This window comes from Streptomyces sindenensis, assembly GCF_014649035.1.
Taxonomy (GTDB): Bacteria; Actinomycetota; Actinomycetes; order Streptomycetales; family Streptomycetaceae; genus Streptomyces; species Streptomyces sindenensis.
This window is the reverse complement of sequence record NZ_BMSG01000003.1, coordinates 46,049-61,722: the sequence shown is the minus strand read 5'-3', so window position 1 is coordinate 61,722 and position 15,674 is coordinate 46,049. Positions and strand designations below refer to the sequence as shown.

The following is a 15,674-nucleotide window of genomic DNA, read 5'->3' as shown; positions in this document are numbered from 1 at the left end:
GGCGTGTGCGAGCGCCCGGGGCCGTCCTGCGCACGCTCGGACCGCGTGTGCGACCCCGTGCCCCGGTGCTCCCCGGCGCGCGTCTGACCCAGTATCAGCCATCCTCCTAGCCTCGATGCGAACTCCGGCTTTCCGGGGACCTGTTGGGGGCAAGAACCCCCCACCAGTCGCACCGACTCGGGGAGGGGCACGTGCGCAGCACGGCACATCACGCAGACGTGATCATCATCGGGGCCGGAATAGCCGGCCTGTCAGCGGCCCATCTGCTGACCGGGGCAGGGCTCGGCGTCCGTGTTCTGGAGGCCGAGCCCCGGGTGGGCGGGCGGCTCGTCACCGACGAGGTGGACGGGTTCCGGCTCGACCGCCTCGGCCCGCTGCTCTGCACCTCCTGGCCCGAGCTGACCGGCACTCCGGGGCTGGGCGCCCCGGAGTTGCGGGAGTTCGCGCCGGGGGTCCTGGTGCACAGCGAGGGGCGCCGCCATCTCACCGGTGACATACGGAGCGCGAGGGGCGCACTCAGGTCGGCACGCACCCGATCGAGCGCCCCCTGGGTCCATCGCACTCCGCGTACGCCCCGCACGCTGCGGGGCTATGCGGCTTCCGGGGCTTTAGGGGCTCCTGTTTCCGGGGCGGCCGGTTCGGCGCAGGGCGTGTACGGGCACGAGCCCGGCGCTCCGGGGCGCGGTGGCGGCCGGGGCGGCGTGGTGACCGGCGCGATCGACCGGGCCCGGCTGGGCGCGGCGCTGCACCGGCTGGCCCTCACGCCGGAGGCCCGGCTGCTGGCCCGCCCGGAGCGTCTCGCCGCCGAGGCCCTGGCCGGTGTCGGGCTGCCCGGCCGTACGGTGGAGGGCATCCTGCGCCCGTTGCTCGCCGCGCTGCTCAGCGACCCGGCCCTCACCACGTCGAGCCGGTCCGCCGATCTGGCGCTGCGGGACTACGCGCGGGGCGGCCTGTGCGTACCGGCGGGCGGATCGGCCGCGCTGCCGGAGCTGCTGGCGGCGGCGCTGCCGCCGGGCACGGTCCGGACCGGGGTACACGTGACGGCCGCGGACATCACCTCCGTACGCACCAAGGAGCACGGTGAACTGGGGTGCCGCTCCCTGCTGCTGGCGACCGGGGCGGGGGCCGCGGCCGAGCTGCTGCCCGGGCTGCGGGTGCCGTCCTTCCGCCCGGTGACGGTCCTTCACCACACCGCGCCCGTCGCGCCGCCCACGGGCAGGTCGCTGGTGCTGGACGGCGACCGGTCGGGCCCGGTGGCGTACACCTCGGTGATGAGCGAGGTCGACCCCTCGCGCGCGCCCCGGGGCCGGGCGCTGATCACCTCGACGGTGCTCGGGACCCCGCCGCCTGACCTGGACCGCTCGGTGCGGGCGCATCTGGCGGCACTGTACGGGATCGCCACGGACGACTGGGAGCTGCTGGCGGCCCATCACGACCCGGAGGCGGTGCCCGCGATGGAGGCCCCGCACGATCCGCGCCGCCCGGTGCGGGTGCTGGCCGGGCTGTACGTGTGCGGCGACCACCGCGACACGAGCACGGTCCAGGGCGCGCTGCACTCGGGCCGCCGGGCGGCGGAGGCGATCCTCACGGACCTGGGCGTGCCGGGCGCGTACGAGGGGAGCCTGCCCCGGGCGGCGTGAGGCCGGGCGAAGGGCACCTGCGCCAGGCCGCCGGAGCCCGCGGCTGCCGGAGGCGGCGTGACGCGGACCGGAGGGCGTACGGGGCCCGGGCCCGTGTCGCTCGTCCCGCCCGGTCGCCGCGGGGTTCAGCCGAGAGCCGCGATCCGGTCGCGGTAGCCGCGTACGGCGACCGCGTCCCGGTAGGGCTCCAGGCTGCGCTCGAAGGCGCGGACGTACTCCGTGGCGCGCACCGAGCGCATCTCGGCCGCCTGCTGGGCCGCCTCCGCACCGAGCTGGCAGGCCTGCTCCAGCTCGCCGAGGCCGAGGCGGGCCGAGGCGAGGACCACCTGGCAGAACAGCCTGCTCCGGGCGTACGCCGGGGCGCGCAGCGCGAGCGACCGCTCGGCGTGCTGGGCGGCGGCCCGGTACTGCTGGAGGTCGCGGTGGCAGTGGCCCAGCTCGTCGGCGAGCTGCGCCTCGTCGAAGGTGCGGGCCCAGTGCGGCACCTCGTCGCCGGGGCGCGCGGTCTCCAGGGCGTGTTCGGCGCGGGTCAGGGCGGCGGTGCAGGAGCGGGCCTCGCCGAGCACCGCGTGCCCGCGCGCCTCGACCGCGTGCAGCAGCGCCTGGACGAGCGGCGGGGCGGCCGCGCCGATGCCCTGCTGGGCGACGCGGGCGAGCTGGACGGCTTCCCTGCCGTGCCCGAGGTAGATGGCCTGCCGGCTCATGGTGAGCAGCACATAGGCGCCGTAACCGCGGTCCCCGGCGGCCTGGGCGAGCCGGAGCGACTGGACGAAGTACCGCTGGGCGAGGCCGTGGGCGGCGATGTCGTACGAGGTCCAGCCGGCCAGCCGGGTCAGATCGGCCACCGCGGCGAACAACCGCCGCCCGGTGGCCTCGCCGTAGGTGCCCCGGAGCATCGGCTCGGCCTCGTGCTCCAGATACCGCACGAGGGCCTGCCGCGCGTGCCCCCCGCCGTAGGCGTGGTCGAGGGTGCGGAAGAGCTCGCCGACCGAGCGCAGCGCGGCGATGTCCCCGGTGCCGACCCGCTGGCCGGGGCCGCGGTCGGTCTGGCGCTGGCGCGGGACCACGGGAAGCGCCCCGCCCCCGGGGTGCGTCCCGGCGGCGGGCGGGTGCGTCGCGGGCGGGTGCGTGGCTGCGGGCCCGGACGGTGTGGGCCGCTGCGGTCCGGCGGGCGGGCGCGGCAGGTTCCGGGGCTCGGTGCGCAGCGACCCGTCCGTACGCCCGGAGTCGGTACGTCCGGAGCCGGTACGTCCGGAGTCCGTGCGTCCGGAGCCGGTACGCCCCGGGTCCATGCGCCCGGGCGCGGGGATCCCGGCCTCTCCCCCGGTGCGGCGGGCGGCCCCGCCGTCCCGGGCCACCCATTCGTCGGCCCGGCCGATCAGCCAGTCGCGGCTGGGGACGACGAGCCCGGCGGGCGTGAAGGCGATCTTGCGCAGCTCCGTGTGCGTACCGGAGTCCTTGCGCCAGAGGCCGCTGACGATGTCGACGGCCTCGGCGGGGGTGGCCGCGAACTCCAGGCCCGCGTAGACGGGCGCGCAGGCGTCGAGCCCGAGGTCCTGGGCGGAGAGCCGCCGTCCGAGCCGCCGGGTGAACACCTCGGCGATCAGCGCCGGGGTGGTGCCGCGCGGCTGCTGCCCCCGCAGCCAGCGGGTGACGGAGGTCTTGTCGTACCGCAGGTCGAGGCCGTGTTCGAGGCCGAGCTGATCGACCCGGCGGGCGAGGCCCGCGTGGGAGAACCCGGCTTCCGCGATGAGTGAGGCGAGTCGGCGGTTGGGCGTGCGCTGCGAGGGTCGTTCCGACATCAGCTGTACGGTCTCCTGCCTTCGGGGCCGGCCGGGCAGCCCTCATGGGAACGGCGCGAATTTAGCGGCCACCGGGGCGGCCACTGCCGCCCTTTGCTCCATGTTCATCCGATCGTGTGAGGATTCCGGACGGAGCTGACGGAAACGCCCGACACATGAGTGCGCGAGCGCCGGGCCCGTACAGGCGCGGCCGGCGGGCTCGTACGGGCGCGACCGGGGGGCTCCGCACGGGCGCGGCCGACGGGCTCGCACGGGCGCGACCGGGGGGCTCGCACGGGCGCGACCGGGGGCCCTTGAGGTGGCCGTTCCACCTGCCAGTGGGCTGTTCGGGCGACGGTCGTACAGTGGATGCGGGCGCGATCAGTGCAGGGCACCGTCATCCCGGGGACACCCCTCCGGGCCTGCGGGGCCCACAGAGGGAGGCATCGGTGAGCGAGCTGCGGTTCGTCCGTCTGGGCTTCGGCGAACAGGCCGTCGAGTACACGGAGGCCTGGCAGAAGCAGCGCGAGGTGCATGCGGACCGGTTCGAGGACCGGGTGCCGGACACCTGTCTGCTCCTGGAACACCCGCCCGTCTACACCGCGGGTCGCCGCACGGCGGACAACGAGCGTCCGCTGGACGGCACCCCCGTCATCGACGTGGACCGGGGCGGGAAGATCACCTGGCACGGTCCTGGCCAGCTCGTCGGCTACCCGATCCAGAAGCTGCCGCGCCCGGTCGACGTGGTCGCCCATGTGCGCCGGCTGGAGGACGCGCTGATCCGCACGGCCGCGGAATTCGGCGTGGAGACCTCCCGGGTGGAGGGCCGCAGCGGCGTCTGGGTGCTCGGCGACCCGATCGAGCAGCGCCAGGCGCTGGGCGGGCTGTCGCTGGACTTCGACCCGAGGCTCCAGGACGAGGAGTTCGACCCCCGGCTGAACGGTCCGGAGTACGCCCCGTCCAACGCGGGCCAGCGCCGCGAGGACCGCAAGCTGGCCGCGATCGGCATCCGGGTCGCCAAGGGCGTCACGATGCACGGCTTCGCGCTCAACGTGAACCCGGACAACACCTGGTTCGACCGGATCGTCCCGTGCGGCATCCGGGACGCCGGGGTCACGTCCCTCTCGAACGAGCTGGGGCGGGAGATCACGATCGAGGAGGTGCTGCCGGTCATCGAGGGGCACCTGCGGGACATCCTGGAGAACGCGGATCTCGCACCGCGCGAGATCGAGCGGCCGCAGGCCCCGGCCCAGGCGCCGCAGGCCTCGGCCCCGGCGCCGGCGTGAGGAACCGCGGCCGTACGGTCCCGCCCGGGGAGCCACGGCCGTACCGACCGGTGGCCCGGCCATCACCATCGGCCGGGGAACCACGGGCCCTACCGACCAGTAGGCCGTCCGGGGAATAGGCCCCGTCGGCCGCAGGTTGGCCAGACGTAAGGCCGTTCGATGTAGGGGCGTACCCTGGTGTTCGCCGAAGAATCCAAAGTGAATCCCTCGCGCATCGCTCGCGCATCCCACGCGAACCCGACGCGAATCCAACGCAGCAGAGAGCAAAGGGGAGCCGGAGTGTCCGCTGTCGCACCCGACGGGCGCAAGATGCTGCGCCTGGAGGTCCGGAACAGCCAGACCCCCATCGAGCGCAAGCCCGAGTGGATCAAAACGCGGGCGAAGATGGGCCCCGAGTACAAGCAGCTCCAGCAGCTGGTGAAGGGTGAGGGCCTGCACACGGTCTGCCAGGAGGCGGGCTGTCCCAACATCTTCGAGTGCTGGGAGGACCGCGAGGCCACCTTCCTCATCGGCGGCGACCAGTGCACCCGGCGCTGCGACTTCTGCCAGATCGACACGGGCAAGCCGCAGGCGCTGGACCGTGACGAGCCGCGCCGCGTCGGCGAGTCCGTCGTCACGATGGACCTGAACTACGCCACCATCACCGGCGTCGCCCGCGACGACCTGGAGGACGGCGGCGCCTGGCTGTACGCGGAGACCGTCCGCCAGATCCACACGCTCACCGCGGAGCGGGAGGCCGGCGCGACCAAGGTCGAGCTGCTGATCCCCGACTTCAACGCGGAGCCCGAGCAGCTCGCCGAGGTCTTCTCCTCACGCCCCGAGGTGCTCGCGCACAACGTCGAGACGGTGCCGCGGATCTTCAAGCGGATCCGCCCCGGTTTCCGTTACGAGCGTTCCCTGGAGGTCATCACCCGGGCCCGCGAGGCCGGCCTGGTGACCAAGTCGAACCTGATCCTCGGCATGGGCGAGACCCGCGAGGAAGTCAGCGAGGCGCTCCAGGACCTGTACGACGCGGGTTGCGAGCTCATCACGATCACGCAGTACCTCCGCCCCTCCGTACGGCACCACCCCGTCGAGCGCTGGGTGAAGCCGCACGAGTTCGTCGAGCTGAAGGACGAGGCCGACGCGATCGGCTACTCCGGCGTGATGTCGGGCCCGCTGGTGCGGTCCTCGTACCGCGCGGGGCGTCTCTTCCAGCAGGCGATGGACGCCCGCGGTGTCGCCGCCCAGGCCGTCCCGGCCGCGCCGGCCGTGTGAATCCGCTCACGAGCGACCACCACGCCCCCACCGCATGACCGAAGCGGTCCGTGCGCTCCCCGCAGGTGAGGGACGCGTACGGACCGCTTCGGCGTGCGCTCCACCGGAATCAGGGCTTCATTGGTGTTTGACCGCCCGGTCACGCGCTGGTAACACCGAGCAGTGACCCTGGGTACATGTGCGGCAGCGACCCCAGCAGCCGCCGCCGTCACCGCTTCCCACGCTCATCCGCGCCACCGGGCGCATCCATTCCGAGGGGGAACACCACGATGCAGGCCGCACCGGTCCGCGCCCACGCACTTCCGTCCGTCACCACCGCCCTGCGCGCCGTCGAGTCGCTGCTGCTGAGCGGCGGCCAGCGCACCGCCCGCCGCAACGCCTGGACGGCCGTCCTGGAGGACCGCCGCCGCGCCAAGGACCGGGTGGAGGCCCAGCACGTCCTGGACGCGGTGGCCGGCGACCGTTCCTAGGCCGCGCTTCCCCGGACCCGGACCCGTCCCCGGACCGCTCACACGTACCGGGACCGCTCCCACGTTCCTGGGTCGCCCCCTCGCCACGTAAACTTCAGTACATGGCGAGGAAGGCAAAAACTGAAGGCGCGGACAGCGCCGAGAACGCGGGGCGACTCAAGCAGATCGCCCTGACCTACAAGATGACCAGGCGGACCGACAGCAAGATCGGTCTTGTCGTCGCGGGTGTCGGAATCGTCACGTTCGGTGTCCTCCTCGGCATCGGCTTCGCGATCGGCCACCCGGTCTATCTGGGCATCCTGGGCTTCGTCCTGGCCGTCCTCGCGATGGCGATCGTCTTCGGCCGGCGCGCGGAGCGGGCGGCCTTCGGCCAGATGGAGGGCCAGCCCGGAGCGGCGGCCGCCGTCCTGGACCGGATCGGACGCGGCTGGACGACCACCCCCGCGGTGGCGATGAACCGCAGCCAGGACGTCGTCCACCGGGCGGTCGGCAAGGCCGGCATCGTGCTGGTGGCCGAGGGCAACCCGAACCGGGTGAAGGGCCTGCTGGCGGCCGAGAAGAAGAAGATGGCCCGCATCGTGGTGGACGTGCCGGTGCACGACATCATCGTCGGCAACGGCGAGGGTCAGGTGCCCCTGAAGAAGGTCCGCACCAAGATGCTGAAGCTCCCCCGCGTCCTGACCGGCCCGCAGGTGACCACCACCAACGACCGGCTGCGCGCGATGGGCGACCTCATGAGCAACATGCCGCTGCCGAAGGGCCCGATGCCGAAGGGCATGCGGATGCCGCGCGGCGGAAAGATGCGCTGACGGCTGCGGCCGACGTACGTACACGACGGGGTGGCCCCGGACCTTCACCGGTCCGGGGCCACCCCGTTTCCCATGCCCGTACGGAAGAGGCCCCTCGTGGCCGTACGGAAGAGGTCCACGTCTCCGTACGGAAGAGGCCCTCGTGTCCGTACGGAAGAGGTCCTCGTCTCCGTACGGAGAGGTCACATCCGGATCTGAACGGACCGCGACAGCCGGTCGTGCAGCCCACGCCCGTCGCGGTCCCAGACCAGCGCGGGGATGACGAGCAGGAGCAGCACGGTGCGCACGGCCACGCGCACGAACCCGAGCCGCCCGCCGTCCTGGGCGACCACGCGCACGCCCAGCAGCCGCTTCCCGGGGGTGCAGCCGATGGTGCCGACGGTCAGCAGGCTCATCACGAGGAAGATCCCGAGCGCCCAGTTGCCCGCCGCCTGCTGGTCACCGCGAGCGAACAGCCCGTATGCGATCAGCATGCAGAGGGTCCAGTCGATGAAGATGGCTCCGAAGCGCCGGCCCAGCGGCGCGATCGAGCCGGGCCCCTCCTCGGGCAGCCCGAGGCCCTTGCCCCGGTAGCCGAAGTCGGCGCCCATCTCCTCGGCGGCCGCGCGGGGCCCCGAGAGCCACGATCCGATTGCTTGCCTGTTGTCCACCCGTCCACGGTACTGCGCCCGGGTTTGGGCCCGGCCGGGCGGGGCACGGAGACAGCCGCGCGGAGACCGCCGCTGAGATGCCGCTCACCACCGGCCCGGTTAACTTGGGCGAAACAAATGGGTCACGCTTGAGAAATCGAGTCTGCCTATGGTCGGGTCCAGCGTGCGCCACCGCACTGGCCGCACCACGAGCTACACAACCCCCGCCCCTCCCGGGTCGGGAGGAGGAGGAGTTGGATGTTCCAGAACGCCGACGAAGTGCAGAAGTACGTAGCGGACAACGACGTCAAGTTCATCGACGTCCGGTTCTGCGACCTGCCCGGGGTGATGCAGCACTTCACGATCCCGGCTGCGACCTTCGACCCGGCCGAGGAACTGGCCTTCGACGGTTCGTCGATCCGCGGCTTCCAGGCCATCCACGAGTCGGACATGGCGCTGCGCGCTGACCTGTCGACGGCTCGGGTGGACCCCTTCCGCCGCGACAAGACGATCAACATCAACTTCTTCATCCACGACCCGATCACGGGCGAGCAGTACAGCCGTGACCCGCGCAACATCGCCAAGAAGGCCGAGGCCTACCTCGCCTCGACCGGCATCGCGGACACCGCGTACTTCGGCCCGGAGGCCGAGTTCTACGTCTTCGACAACGTCCGCTTCCAGACGTCGGCGAACGAGAGCTTCTACCACATCGACTCCGAGGCCGGCGCCTGGAACACGGGTGCGCTGGAGAACAACCGGGGTTACAAGGTCCGCTACAAGGGCGGCTACTTCCCGGCTCCGCCGGTGGACCACTTCGCCGACCTGCGGGCCGAGATCTCCCTGGAGCTGGACAAGAACGGCCTCCAGGTCGAGCGCCAGCACCACGAGGTCGGCACGGCCGGCCAGGCGGAGATCAACTACAAGTTCAACACGCTGCTCGCCGCGGCCGACGACCTGATGCTCTTCAAGTACATCGTGAAGAACGTCGCCTGGCGCAACGGCAAGACCGCGACCTTCATGCCGAAGCCGATCTTCGGCGACAACGGCTCGGGCATGCACGTGCACCAGTCGCTGTGGCAGGGCGGCTCGCCGCTCTTCTACGACGAGCAGGGTTACGCCGGTCTGTCGGACATGGCCCGCTACTACATCGGCGGCATCCTGAAGCACGCCCCGTCGCTGCTGGCCTTCACCAACCCGACGGTGAACTCCTACCACCGCCTGGTACCCGGCTTCGAGGCCCCGGTCAACATGGTGTACTCGCAGCGCAACCGCTCCGCCGCGATGCGCATCCCGATCACCGGCTCGAACCCGAAGGCCAAGCGCGTCGAGTTCCGCGCCCCGGACCCGTCCTCCAACCCGTACCTCGCGTTCTCCGCGCTGCTGATGGCGGGCCTGGACGGCGTGAAGAACAAGATCGAGCCGGCCGAGCCGATCGACAAGGACCTCTACGAGCTGGCTCCCGAGGAGCACGCCAACGTCCAGCAGGTCCCGACGTCCCTCCCGGCCGTGCTCGACGCCCTGGAGGCGGACAACGAGTACCTCCAGGCGGGCGGCGTCTTCACGTCCGACCTGATCGAGACCTGGATCGACTACAAGCGCACGAACGAGATCGCCCCGATCCAGCTGCGGCCGCACCCGCACGAGTTCGAGCTGTACTTCGACATCTAAGCCACGGGTCACACAGACCGCAGGCCGTCGGCCGTGCCCCTCCGGGGGCGCGGCCGACGGCCTTTTTCTGCTCCCCCGGGGCGGATGTCGGGGGAGCTCCGCCCCGATCCCATCCCTCGTGCGCGCTCAGCGCCTCACGCACCATCTCGTTGTCGCGCCGCAACAGGGCATTTTCGCGATCCCACAGCGTCATACCGCTGTCAGAAACGTTGATCGTCGGGGGCTTCACATGTGCCTGTGACCGTGCTCCCCGTCCTTCTCCGGCACCGCGTAGCCCGGCACGGACGGCCAGCGGACCGTCAGAACCACCGACTCCTCCTCCGCGAACCACGAGTGATCGACTCCGCGTCCCCACACGACGTAGTCGCCCTGCTCCTCCAGCAGGACGTCACGGCCCGGCAGTTCGACGCGGAAGCGGCCACTGATGAGAACCAGCAGGGCCGTGCGCTCCTCGCCCCTCACCCACTGCGATCGCCTGTCGGCGCGGGGGTGGACGCCCCATTTGATCTCCACGGCATCGCTGTGGCGTGGGTCGTGGGCGTCCTTGAAATGCCCCAGGAGCCACCCGCGGTCCAGTGCCGCGTCCTTGCCCGCCTTGCCCACGTACACGTTGTCGCTCACGTGGGGGAACGCTAGCAGCGCGGGTCATGCGGCGACGCGGTGTCGACGAGTTACTGACCTCGTCCACCACCCACCGGTCCGCCTCGCGGGGGAAGCTGATCTCTCCTGCGCTCAGGACGCGCTCTCCGTCGGCGCATGCCACGTGTTCGCTGCGCCGGGTAGCTCGGCCTCCGTACGTTCATACGGTCCCCCCGGAAGACCTCACCGCAGCAAAGGCCGTGCCCGTCCCGCCCAGTACTCGTCCGCCGTGATGCCCAGCAGGACCACGTCGTGGTACGTGCCCGCGAAGTACTCGTGCTGGCGCAGGCGGCCCTCCTCCACGAAGCCGAGTTTGCGGTAGAGGGCCAGGGAGGCGTCGTTGAAGGCGTAGACCTCCACCTCGCACTTGTGGCAGCGCTGTTCGGCGAACATGTAGGTGAGGATCAGTTCCGTGGCCTCGAAGGCGTAGCCCTGGCGGCGGTGTTCGCGGGTGACCTCGATGCCCGTGCGGAAGCGGCCCGCCCGGGTGTCCGTCTCGCCGACCGACACCGCGCCGACGAAGGCGTGCTCGAAGCGGGTCTCGATGACCAGTTGGTACGCGGACGCGTTCGGGGTGCGGCCGGCGCGCTCGGTGGCCCAGGCGCGGAAGCTCTCGTCCGAGCGCGGGGGCTCGACCACGTCGGCGTTGCGGGCGTCCACGGTGTGCAGGGCCAGGGCCCGGAAGCCCTCCCAGTCCTGCGGTTCGATGCCTCGCAGGCGTACTCTCTCGCCGGTCCACAGGTCAGTCATCTCGCTCCAGCCGGATGGTGAGGGGGTGAGGGGGTGGGGGCAGGTCGGGTGGTCGGTCAGGCTACGTGGGACTTGATCGTCCTCGCGCAGGCCAGGGACTCCCTGTGTGTCGTGTCCACTTCCACGTCGTACGACACCCCTTCGTGCACCTTCTCCGCCTGTGCCGCCGCCATGCCTCGCGGGCGGTCTCCCCGGGCGATCTCGCGGGCCTCCGCGACCGCGCCCTCGCAGTGGACGCCCACCCACAGGACGTTCAGGCCCGTCAGCGCCTTCCGCCACGGTTCCTGGGAGGCCGGGCCGCCGAGGAACACGTCGTCGATGATGACCTGCGCGCCCGCCCGGGCCGTAGCGGCCACGCCCTCGCGCCAGGCCGCCTCCAGTCTCCGGAACTCCTCGCCGATGGTCACGCCGCCGTCCGCCGCGAACTCGATGCCTTCGCCCGCCGACCTCAGGGACGCGGGCAGGGAGTCCACGAAGGTGTCGATCGCGGCGGCGAGCCACGGGGTCGGGAGCTCCGCCTGGAGGCAGCGGACGATGCCGGACTTGCCGGAGCTGGAGCCGCCGTTCAGCACGATCACCTGGGTCGTCATCCGGACACGGTAGAGGCAACGCGTGCGGCCTTCGACCTGTTTTCGGGTCTCCCCCGCGCGGTCTACGCGGGCCTGATCGTGGCCAGCTGCGCGAGCAGCAGAATCAGGCGGTACGCGCTCCCGTAGTCGGGGGCCGTGAAGGCGACCGTACGGGCACCCGCCGCGCGCGAGACGCCCGGTACGAGCGTCGCCAGGTCGACGGTGTGCGGGCTCGCGAGGTCGGCCTCCACGTCCAGCGGACCGGTGAGGGCCAGGGGCGGGATCTCCGTGCGGCGGGTCACCGCGTCCGCCGCCGCCCGGCGCAGCCTGTCCCGGGCCTCCTCCGGGTGCAGGGTCACTGCCGCCGCCATGCCCAGGGCCTCCTTGACCGGGACCGTGACCGTCCCGGGGAGCAGGTCGGTCGCCTCGGCGCAGGCCGCGTCGTCGCCGCTGAGCAGGACGACCGGTACGCCGAGGTGGCCGGCCATGGCGGCGTTGAGCCCGATCTCGCCCAGCGAGCGGCCCGCCACCCGTACGTCGAGGATCTCGCCGTTCATGGTGTGCGCCAGCACTCCCGGGCCCTCGCCCGCGCGGACGTGGTAGCCGACGAACAGCGCCGCGTCGGTCTCCTCGTCGAGCCCGGCGAGCATGTTCAGCGCGCGCGGCTTGCCCCGGACCAGGCGGGCACGGCGGTCGAGTCGCTCCGGCAGGAGGTTGCGGAAGGTGCCGTGCGCGTCCGCCACCAGGACGTCGGCCGTGGGCTCCGCGTCCAGGACCCCCGCGATCACCGCGTTCGCGTCGGCCGTCATCAGCTCCCGGCCGCGCTGGTAGTCGTAGCGCTCGGGGTTCGTCTCGGAGGAGTGGACGATCCCCGAGATGCCTTCCATGTCGACCGAGATGAGTGCCTTCATGGGGCTGGGATCCTACCTGTCGTCGTTCCGCCGGTCAGGCGCCCGCGAGGCTCGCCCGGGCCGCGTTCATGAACGCCGTCTTGGCCTCCTCCAGGTGCTCGTTGACCTCGACGTCCCCGATGTCGCGCCACACGGCGGCGTTCAGCGCGTGGCCGTACGCTCTGACCGGCTCGCGCAGGGCCTCGTCGCACAGGAGCGTGACATTGCCGGACGCGGTCCACAGCGCGGTCATGACCGGGCCCGTCTCCGTCATCCAGCCGCCCTCGTCGTCGCCCCACGGATCGGGGCGGCGGTAGGCGGCCCGTTCCGCGGCCTGGGCGCAGGAGACGAACTCCTTGAGGACGTCGATCTGTTCGGCCCTGCGGCTCTCCGTAGTGGCGGCGGCCTGGCGACGCTCCTCCGTGCGTTCCGCCGAGCGTTGCGTGGCGCGTTGGGCGAGGGCCGTCAGGCCGCCGCCCAGCGCCACGCCTGCGAGCGAGACGACCGAGGTCCATAGATCGGCAGCCATGGTGATGCCCCTTCCCCCGTGCCCTTGTGCGGTCGGAGCCATGGTCCCGTACGGGTGGCGCCCGGCAGCCGGGTGCCCCCGGACTCGTCGCTCGACGAGTCCGGGGGCAGTGGTCGGGGCGGTGGTCGGTTCGGTCAGCGGCCGTAGCGGATCAGGGCGCGGACCATGCGGCAGGTGGTGTCGGACGGCGGGTGGATGCCCATGCGCTCGGCGGCGATCCGTATCCGGTGGTTGCCGGCGCTGGAGGGCTGGTAGACCCCGCTGTCGAGCAGGGCGATGGCCAGGCGCATGGCCTTGAGGCGGCGGTTGTGGGAGACGTACCACTCGCGGGGGCGGCCCGCGGGCAGCCGCTTCTTCGCGGGCGGCGCGGGAAGCGGCGGGCGGAAGGGCATCGGGAGCTGTCGGTCGAGCGGCTCGGTCGTGGCTGTGGCGACGGCCATCGGCATCCTCCTGGCAGCGTGGTGGAACCCTCACGAACTCCCTCCATTTTACTGCCCCCCACTGACAATCGCCCCTGGCCAGAGGCGTTTTCGGCAGTCCCTCACGTACCCTTGGCCCCATGGAGATCTGGATCAATCCCGCCTGTTCCAAGTGCCGCAGCGCGGTGACTCTGCTGGACGCCGAAGGGGCCGATTACACCGTCCGCCGCTACCTGGAGGACGTGCCCTCGCCCGAGGAGATCCGGGCCGTGCTGGACCGGCTCGGGCTGGAGCCGTGGGACATCACGCGGACGCAGGAGGCGGCCGCCAAGGAGCTGGGGCTCAAGGAGTGGCCCCGCGACGCCGGTTCGCGGGAGCGGTGGATCACCGCGCTGTCCGAGCACCCCAAGCTGATCCAGCGGCCGATCATCACCGCCGAGGACGGCACGGCCGTGGTCGCGCGGAGCGAGGAGGCCGTGCGGGACGCGCTGGGGCGTGGTGCCTGAAGGCGCAGTGCCTGAGGGCGTGGTGCCTGAGGGCGTGGTGTTCGAGGGTGTGGTGCCTGAAGGCGCAGTGCCCGAGGGCGTCGTGTCCGGGGGCGTCGTGTCCGGGGGCGTGGGACCGTCGGCGGTGTGGCAGGGCTCCCCCGGAATGGCGTTCTTCACCGACTTCGTCGTCACCGGTGCCGTGCGTGGTGCCGACGCCACGAGTACGCCGGCCGAGGTGACCGCGCTTCTCGGCGACGGGTTCGTCGAGAGCCGTACCGGGCTGGGGCAGTTGCTGCGCTGCTACGACCTGGTGGAGTTCGCGTGGGAGCGGGAAGGCGACGGCCTGCGCGGCTTCTGCATCACCGTGCAGGCACACCGGCTCGACGTCCCGTTGCCGGTCGACGAGCTCGCCGCGGACCTGGACCGGGCCGGCTTCCCGCTCGTGGAGGTCGCGCCCGACGGGGTCGGATGCCGGCGCTTCGTCCGGGCGGACAGCCGGGTGGGGGTACTGGTCGACGAAGGCAGCGGCCAGGTGCTGGCGTTGACGGCACCCGCCTGGTTCGCGCCCGGTCCTCGGGGCGAGCGGTCGCCCTGGTCCCGGGAGGCCGGACGCGACCGGGTCCGGCATCTGGTCGGGCTCGGTGCGGCGGAGCGGGAGGCCTGGGCGCGGCGGCAGCCCGACGAGGCGGACGAAGCGGCGCGCCGGTGGTGGTTTCTGTGGGTCGCGTGCAGGCCGCTTCTGCCGGACGAGGGCAAGCGGAGATTCGGGCACGATCGGTCTGTCTGGGAGGTGTTGGCGCTCTGGCTGCTCGGCGCGTGCGAGAGCGCCGGAGTCCTCGACCGTACGGATGCCGTCTGCGAGATCGTCCGGTACGGGCTGCTCGAACCGGATGCGGCCGTACGGGCCTGCCTGGACGCCGTCCCGGTGTCCAGGGCGGACGTGGCGACCCGCGAGTCGACTCCGTACGCACGGGAGAACCTGGTGGCGGTCAACGCCTCCCGGGCCGCCAAGCGGCTCACCCTCGCGGCCGGTGAGCTGCTGCCCCGGGTACGGGACCGTGCGCTGCGGGCCGAGGTGGAGGCCTGGCTGGAGCTTCGGACCCGGCTGATGTGAGCGCCCGGGGCCGGCTCTTGTCACCGCCCGGGGCCGGCTGATGTGAGCGCCCGGGCCGGCTGATGTGGGCGCCCGGGGCCGGCTGTTGCGAGCGCCCGGGGCCGACGGTCGCGAGCGCTCGGCCTCGGGCCGGGCCCCCGCCTCAGCGTTCGTCCGTGCCCGCTCGCTTGGCCGTGGACAGGGCGATGCGGTTCCAGGTGTTGATCGTGAAGATCAGGGCCAGCAGGTGGGCCAGCTCCTCCTGGGTGAAGTGGGCCGCCGCCCGGTCGTAGACCTCGTCGGGCACCCCGGCGTCGCCGATCCGGGTGACCGCGTCCGTCAGGGCCAGGGCGGACTGCTCCCGGGCCGTGAAGAAGTGGTCCGCCTCCTGCCACAGCGCGACCATGTGCAGACGCTCCTCGCTCTCCCCCGCCTTGCGCGCGTCCGTGGTGTGCATGTGCAGGCAGTACGCGCACCGGTTCAGGTGCGAGGCGCGGATCTGGACCAGTTCGACCAGGGCCGGGTCCAGGCCCTCGCGGGCCGCCGCGTCCAGGCCGATCACCGCCCGGAACGCCTTCGGGGCCGCCTTCGCGAAGTTCAGCCGGGGGGTGGTCGCGGTCGCAGCCGTCGTCGTGGTCGTGGTCATGTTGGGCCGGACGGTGGTGGCCTCGGTGAAGGTGCGGTCGTTCGTCTTGATCTCCGTCGTCGTCATGGGTACGAATCTAAGGCGACAAGCGACTGGGTGTGGGGTGCACTT

General features: G+C 72.1%; 17 protein-coding genes. 8 read left to right on the top strand and 9 right to left on the bottom strand.

Annotated features, from left to right (window positions below; translation table 11 throughout):
• Positions 1–191 precede the first annotated feature (191 nt).
• Complete coding sequence (locus IE145_RS05470; RefSeq protein ID WP_189519375.1) at positions 192–1,640, top strand: FAD-dependent oxidoreductase; 1,449 nt, start codon at positions 192–194, stop codon at positions 1,638–1,640.
• 125 nt (positions 1,641–1,765) lie between these two features.
• Here IE145_RS05470 and IE145_RS05465 read toward each other — a convergent pair whose 3' ends face one another.
• Positions 1,766–3,442, bottom strand: coding sequence for an NsdA family TPR-like regulatory protein (locus IE145_RS05465; RefSeq protein WP_189519373.1), 1,677 nt, complete (start codon positions 3,440–3,442; stop codon positions 1,766–1,768).
• A 428-nt stretch (positions 3,443–3,870) separates the two neighbouring features.
• Here IE145_RS05465 and lipB point away from each other — a divergent pair, with 428 nt between their 5' ends.
• From lipB to IE145_RS05445, 4 genes are all read left to right on the top strand, one after another.
• Positions 3,871–4,707: a lipoyl(octanoyl) transferase LipB gene (gene lipB / locus IE145_RS05460; RefSeq protein WP_189519371.1), complete on the top strand. Its 837-nt coding sequence runs from the start codon at positions 3,871–3,873 to the stop codon at positions 4,705–4,707.
• A 279-nt stretch (positions 4,708–4,986) separates the two neighbouring features.
• Positions 4,987–5,964 (top strand): lipoyl synthase, encoded by a 978-nt coding sequence (lipA, locus tag IE145_RS05455; RefSeq protein WP_189519369.1) that lies wholly within the window; start codon positions 4,987–4,989, stop codon positions 5,962–5,964.
• 269 nt (positions 5,965–6,233) lie between these two features.
• The gene (locus tag IE145_RS05450) at positions 6,234–6,434 is read left to right on the top strand and encodes an SCO2195 family GlnR-regulated protein (protein ID WP_189519367.1); all 201 of its coding nucleotides are present in this window, start codon (positions 6,234–6,236) and stop codon (positions 6,432–6,434) included.
• Between the two features lie 101 nt (positions 6,435–6,535).
• Positions 6,536–7,243: a DUF4191 domain-containing protein gene (locus tag IE145_RS05445; RefSeq protein WP_006123960.1), complete on the top strand. Its 708-nt coding sequence runs from the start codon at positions 6,536–6,538 to the stop codon at positions 7,241–7,243.
• A gap of 182 nt (positions 7,244–7,425) precedes the next feature.
• On the opposite strand, the gene IE145_RS05440 is transcribed toward IE145_RS05445, so the two are convergent.
• Positions 7,426–7,833, bottom strand: a complete 408-nt coding sequence (locus tag IE145_RS05440; RefSeq protein WP_189519811.1) for an RDD family protein — start codon at positions 7,831–7,833, stop codon at positions 7,426–7,428.
• Between the two features lie 297 nt (positions 7,834–8,130).
• Between IE145_RS05440 and glnA the strand changes: the two genes are divergently transcribed.
• A complete protein-coding gene (glnA, locus tag IE145_RS05435; protein ID WP_069737923.1) occupies positions 8,131–9,540 on the top strand; it encodes a type I glutamate--ammonia ligase in 1,410 nt (469 codons plus the stop codon).
• Positions 9,541–9,765: 225 nt separating this feature from the next.
• Here the strand turns inward: glnA and IE145_RS05430 are convergent, their stop codons facing one another.
• From IE145_RS05430 to IE145_RS05405, 6 genes are all read right to left on the bottom strand, one after another.
• The gene (locus IE145_RS05430; protein ID WP_189519365.1) at positions 9,766–10,161 is read right to left on the bottom strand and encodes a cupin domain-containing protein; all 396 of its coding nucleotides are present in this window, start codon (positions 10,159–10,161) and stop codon (positions 9,766–9,768) included.
• A 201-nt stretch (positions 10,162–10,362) separates the two neighbouring features.
• Positions 10,363–10,929 (bottom strand): GNAT family N-acetyltransferase, encoded by a 567-nt coding sequence (locus IE145_RS05425; protein ID WP_189519363.1) that lies wholly within the window; start codon positions 10,927–10,929, stop codon positions 10,363–10,365.
• 56 nt (positions 10,930–10,985) lie between these two features.
• A complete protein-coding gene (gene cpt / locus IE145_RS05420; protein ID WP_189519361.1) occupies positions 10,986–11,519 on the bottom strand; it encodes a chloramphenicol phosphotransferase CPT in 534 nt (177 codons plus the stop codon).
• Between the two features lie 62 nt (positions 11,520–11,581).
• Entirely contained in the window at positions 11,582–12,409 is an 828-nt protein-coding gene (locus IE145_RS05415) for a M55 family metallopeptidase (protein WP_189519359.1), read from the bottom strand.
• 34 nt (positions 12,410–12,443) lie between these two features.
• Positions 12,444–12,917, bottom strand: coding sequence for a hypothetical protein (locus tag IE145_RS05410; RefSeq protein ID WP_189519357.1), 474 nt, complete (start codon positions 12,915–12,917; stop codon positions 12,444–12,446).
• A gap of 134 nt (positions 12,918–13,051) precedes the next feature.
• A complete protein-coding gene (locus IE145_RS05405; RefSeq protein ID WP_189519354.1) occupies positions 13,052–13,357 on the bottom strand; it encodes a hypothetical protein in 306 nt (101 codons plus the stop codon).
• A gap of 119 nt (positions 13,358–13,476) precedes the next feature.
• Between IE145_RS05405 and IE145_RS05400 the strand changes: the two genes are divergently transcribed.
• Positions 13,477–13,842: an arsenate reductase family protein gene (locus IE145_RS05400; protein WP_189519352.1), complete on the top strand. Its 366-nt coding sequence runs from the start codon at positions 13,477–13,479 to the stop codon at positions 13,840–13,842.
• Positions 13,843–13,894: 52 nt separating this feature from the next.
• Positions 13,895–14,938, top strand: coding sequence for a hypothetical protein (locus IE145_RS05395; protein WP_229825360.1), 1,044 nt, complete (start codon positions 13,895–13,897; stop codon positions 14,936–14,938).
• Between the two features lie 142 nt (positions 14,939–15,080).
• Here the strand turns inward: IE145_RS05395 and IE145_RS05390 are convergent, their stop codons facing one another.
• Entirely contained in the window at positions 15,081–15,629 is a 549-nt protein-coding gene (locus tag IE145_RS05390) for a carboxymuconolactone decarboxylase family protein (RefSeq protein WP_189519350.1), read from the bottom strand.
• Positions 15,630–15,674: the final 45 nt, after the last annotated feature.

Excerpts from the sequence above, each read along its gene's own strand:
- IE145_RS05465 (WP_189519373.1), bottom strand. The coding sequence starts at position 3,442 with ATGTCGGAACGACCCTCGCAGCGCACGCCCAACCGCCGACTCGCCTCA.
- IE145_RS05450 (WP_189519367.1), top strand. The coding sequence starts at position 6,234 with ATGCAGGCCGCACCGGTCCGCGCCCACGCACTTCCGTCCGTCACCACC.
- IE145_RS05445 (WP_006123960.1), top strand. The coding sequence starts at position 6,536 with ATGGCGAGGAAGGCAAAAACTGAAGGCGCGGACAGCGCCGAGAACGCG.
- IE145_RS05440 (WP_189519811.1), bottom strand. The coding sequence starts at position 7,833 with ATGGGCGCCGACTTCGGCTACCGGGGCAAGGGCCTCGGGCTGCCCGAG.
- glnA (WP_069737923.1), top strand. The coding sequence starts at position 8,131 with ATGTTCCAGAACGCCGACGAAGTGCAGAAGTACGTAGCGGACAACGAC.
- IE145_RS05425 (WP_189519363.1), bottom strand. The coding sequence starts at position 10,929 with ATGACTGACCTGTGGACCGGCGAGAGAGTACGCCTGCGAGGCATCGAA.
- cpt (WP_189519361.1), bottom strand. The coding sequence starts at position 11,519 with ATGACGACCCAGGTGATCGTGCTGAACGGCGGCTCCAGCTCCGGCAAG.
- IE145_RS05415 (WP_189519359.1), bottom strand. The coding sequence starts at position 12,409 with ATGAAGGCACTCATCTCGGTCGACATGGAAGGCATCTCGGGGATCGTC.
- IE145_RS05410 (WP_189519357.1), bottom strand. The coding sequence starts at position 12,917 with ATGGCTGCCGATCTATGGACCTCGGTCGTCTCGCTCGCAGGCGTGGCG.
- IE145_RS05405 (WP_189519354.1), bottom strand. The coding sequence starts at position 13,357 with ATGGCCGTCGCCACAGCCACGACCGAGCCGCTCGACCGACAGCTCCCG.
- IE145_RS05400 (WP_189519352.1), top strand. The coding sequence starts at position 13,477 with ATGGAGATCTGGATCAATCCCGCCTGTTCCAAGTGCCGCAGCGCGGTG.
- IE145_RS05390 (WP_189519350.1), bottom strand. The coding sequence starts at position 15,629 with ATGACGACGACGGAGATCAAGACGAACGACCGCACCTTCACCGAGGCC.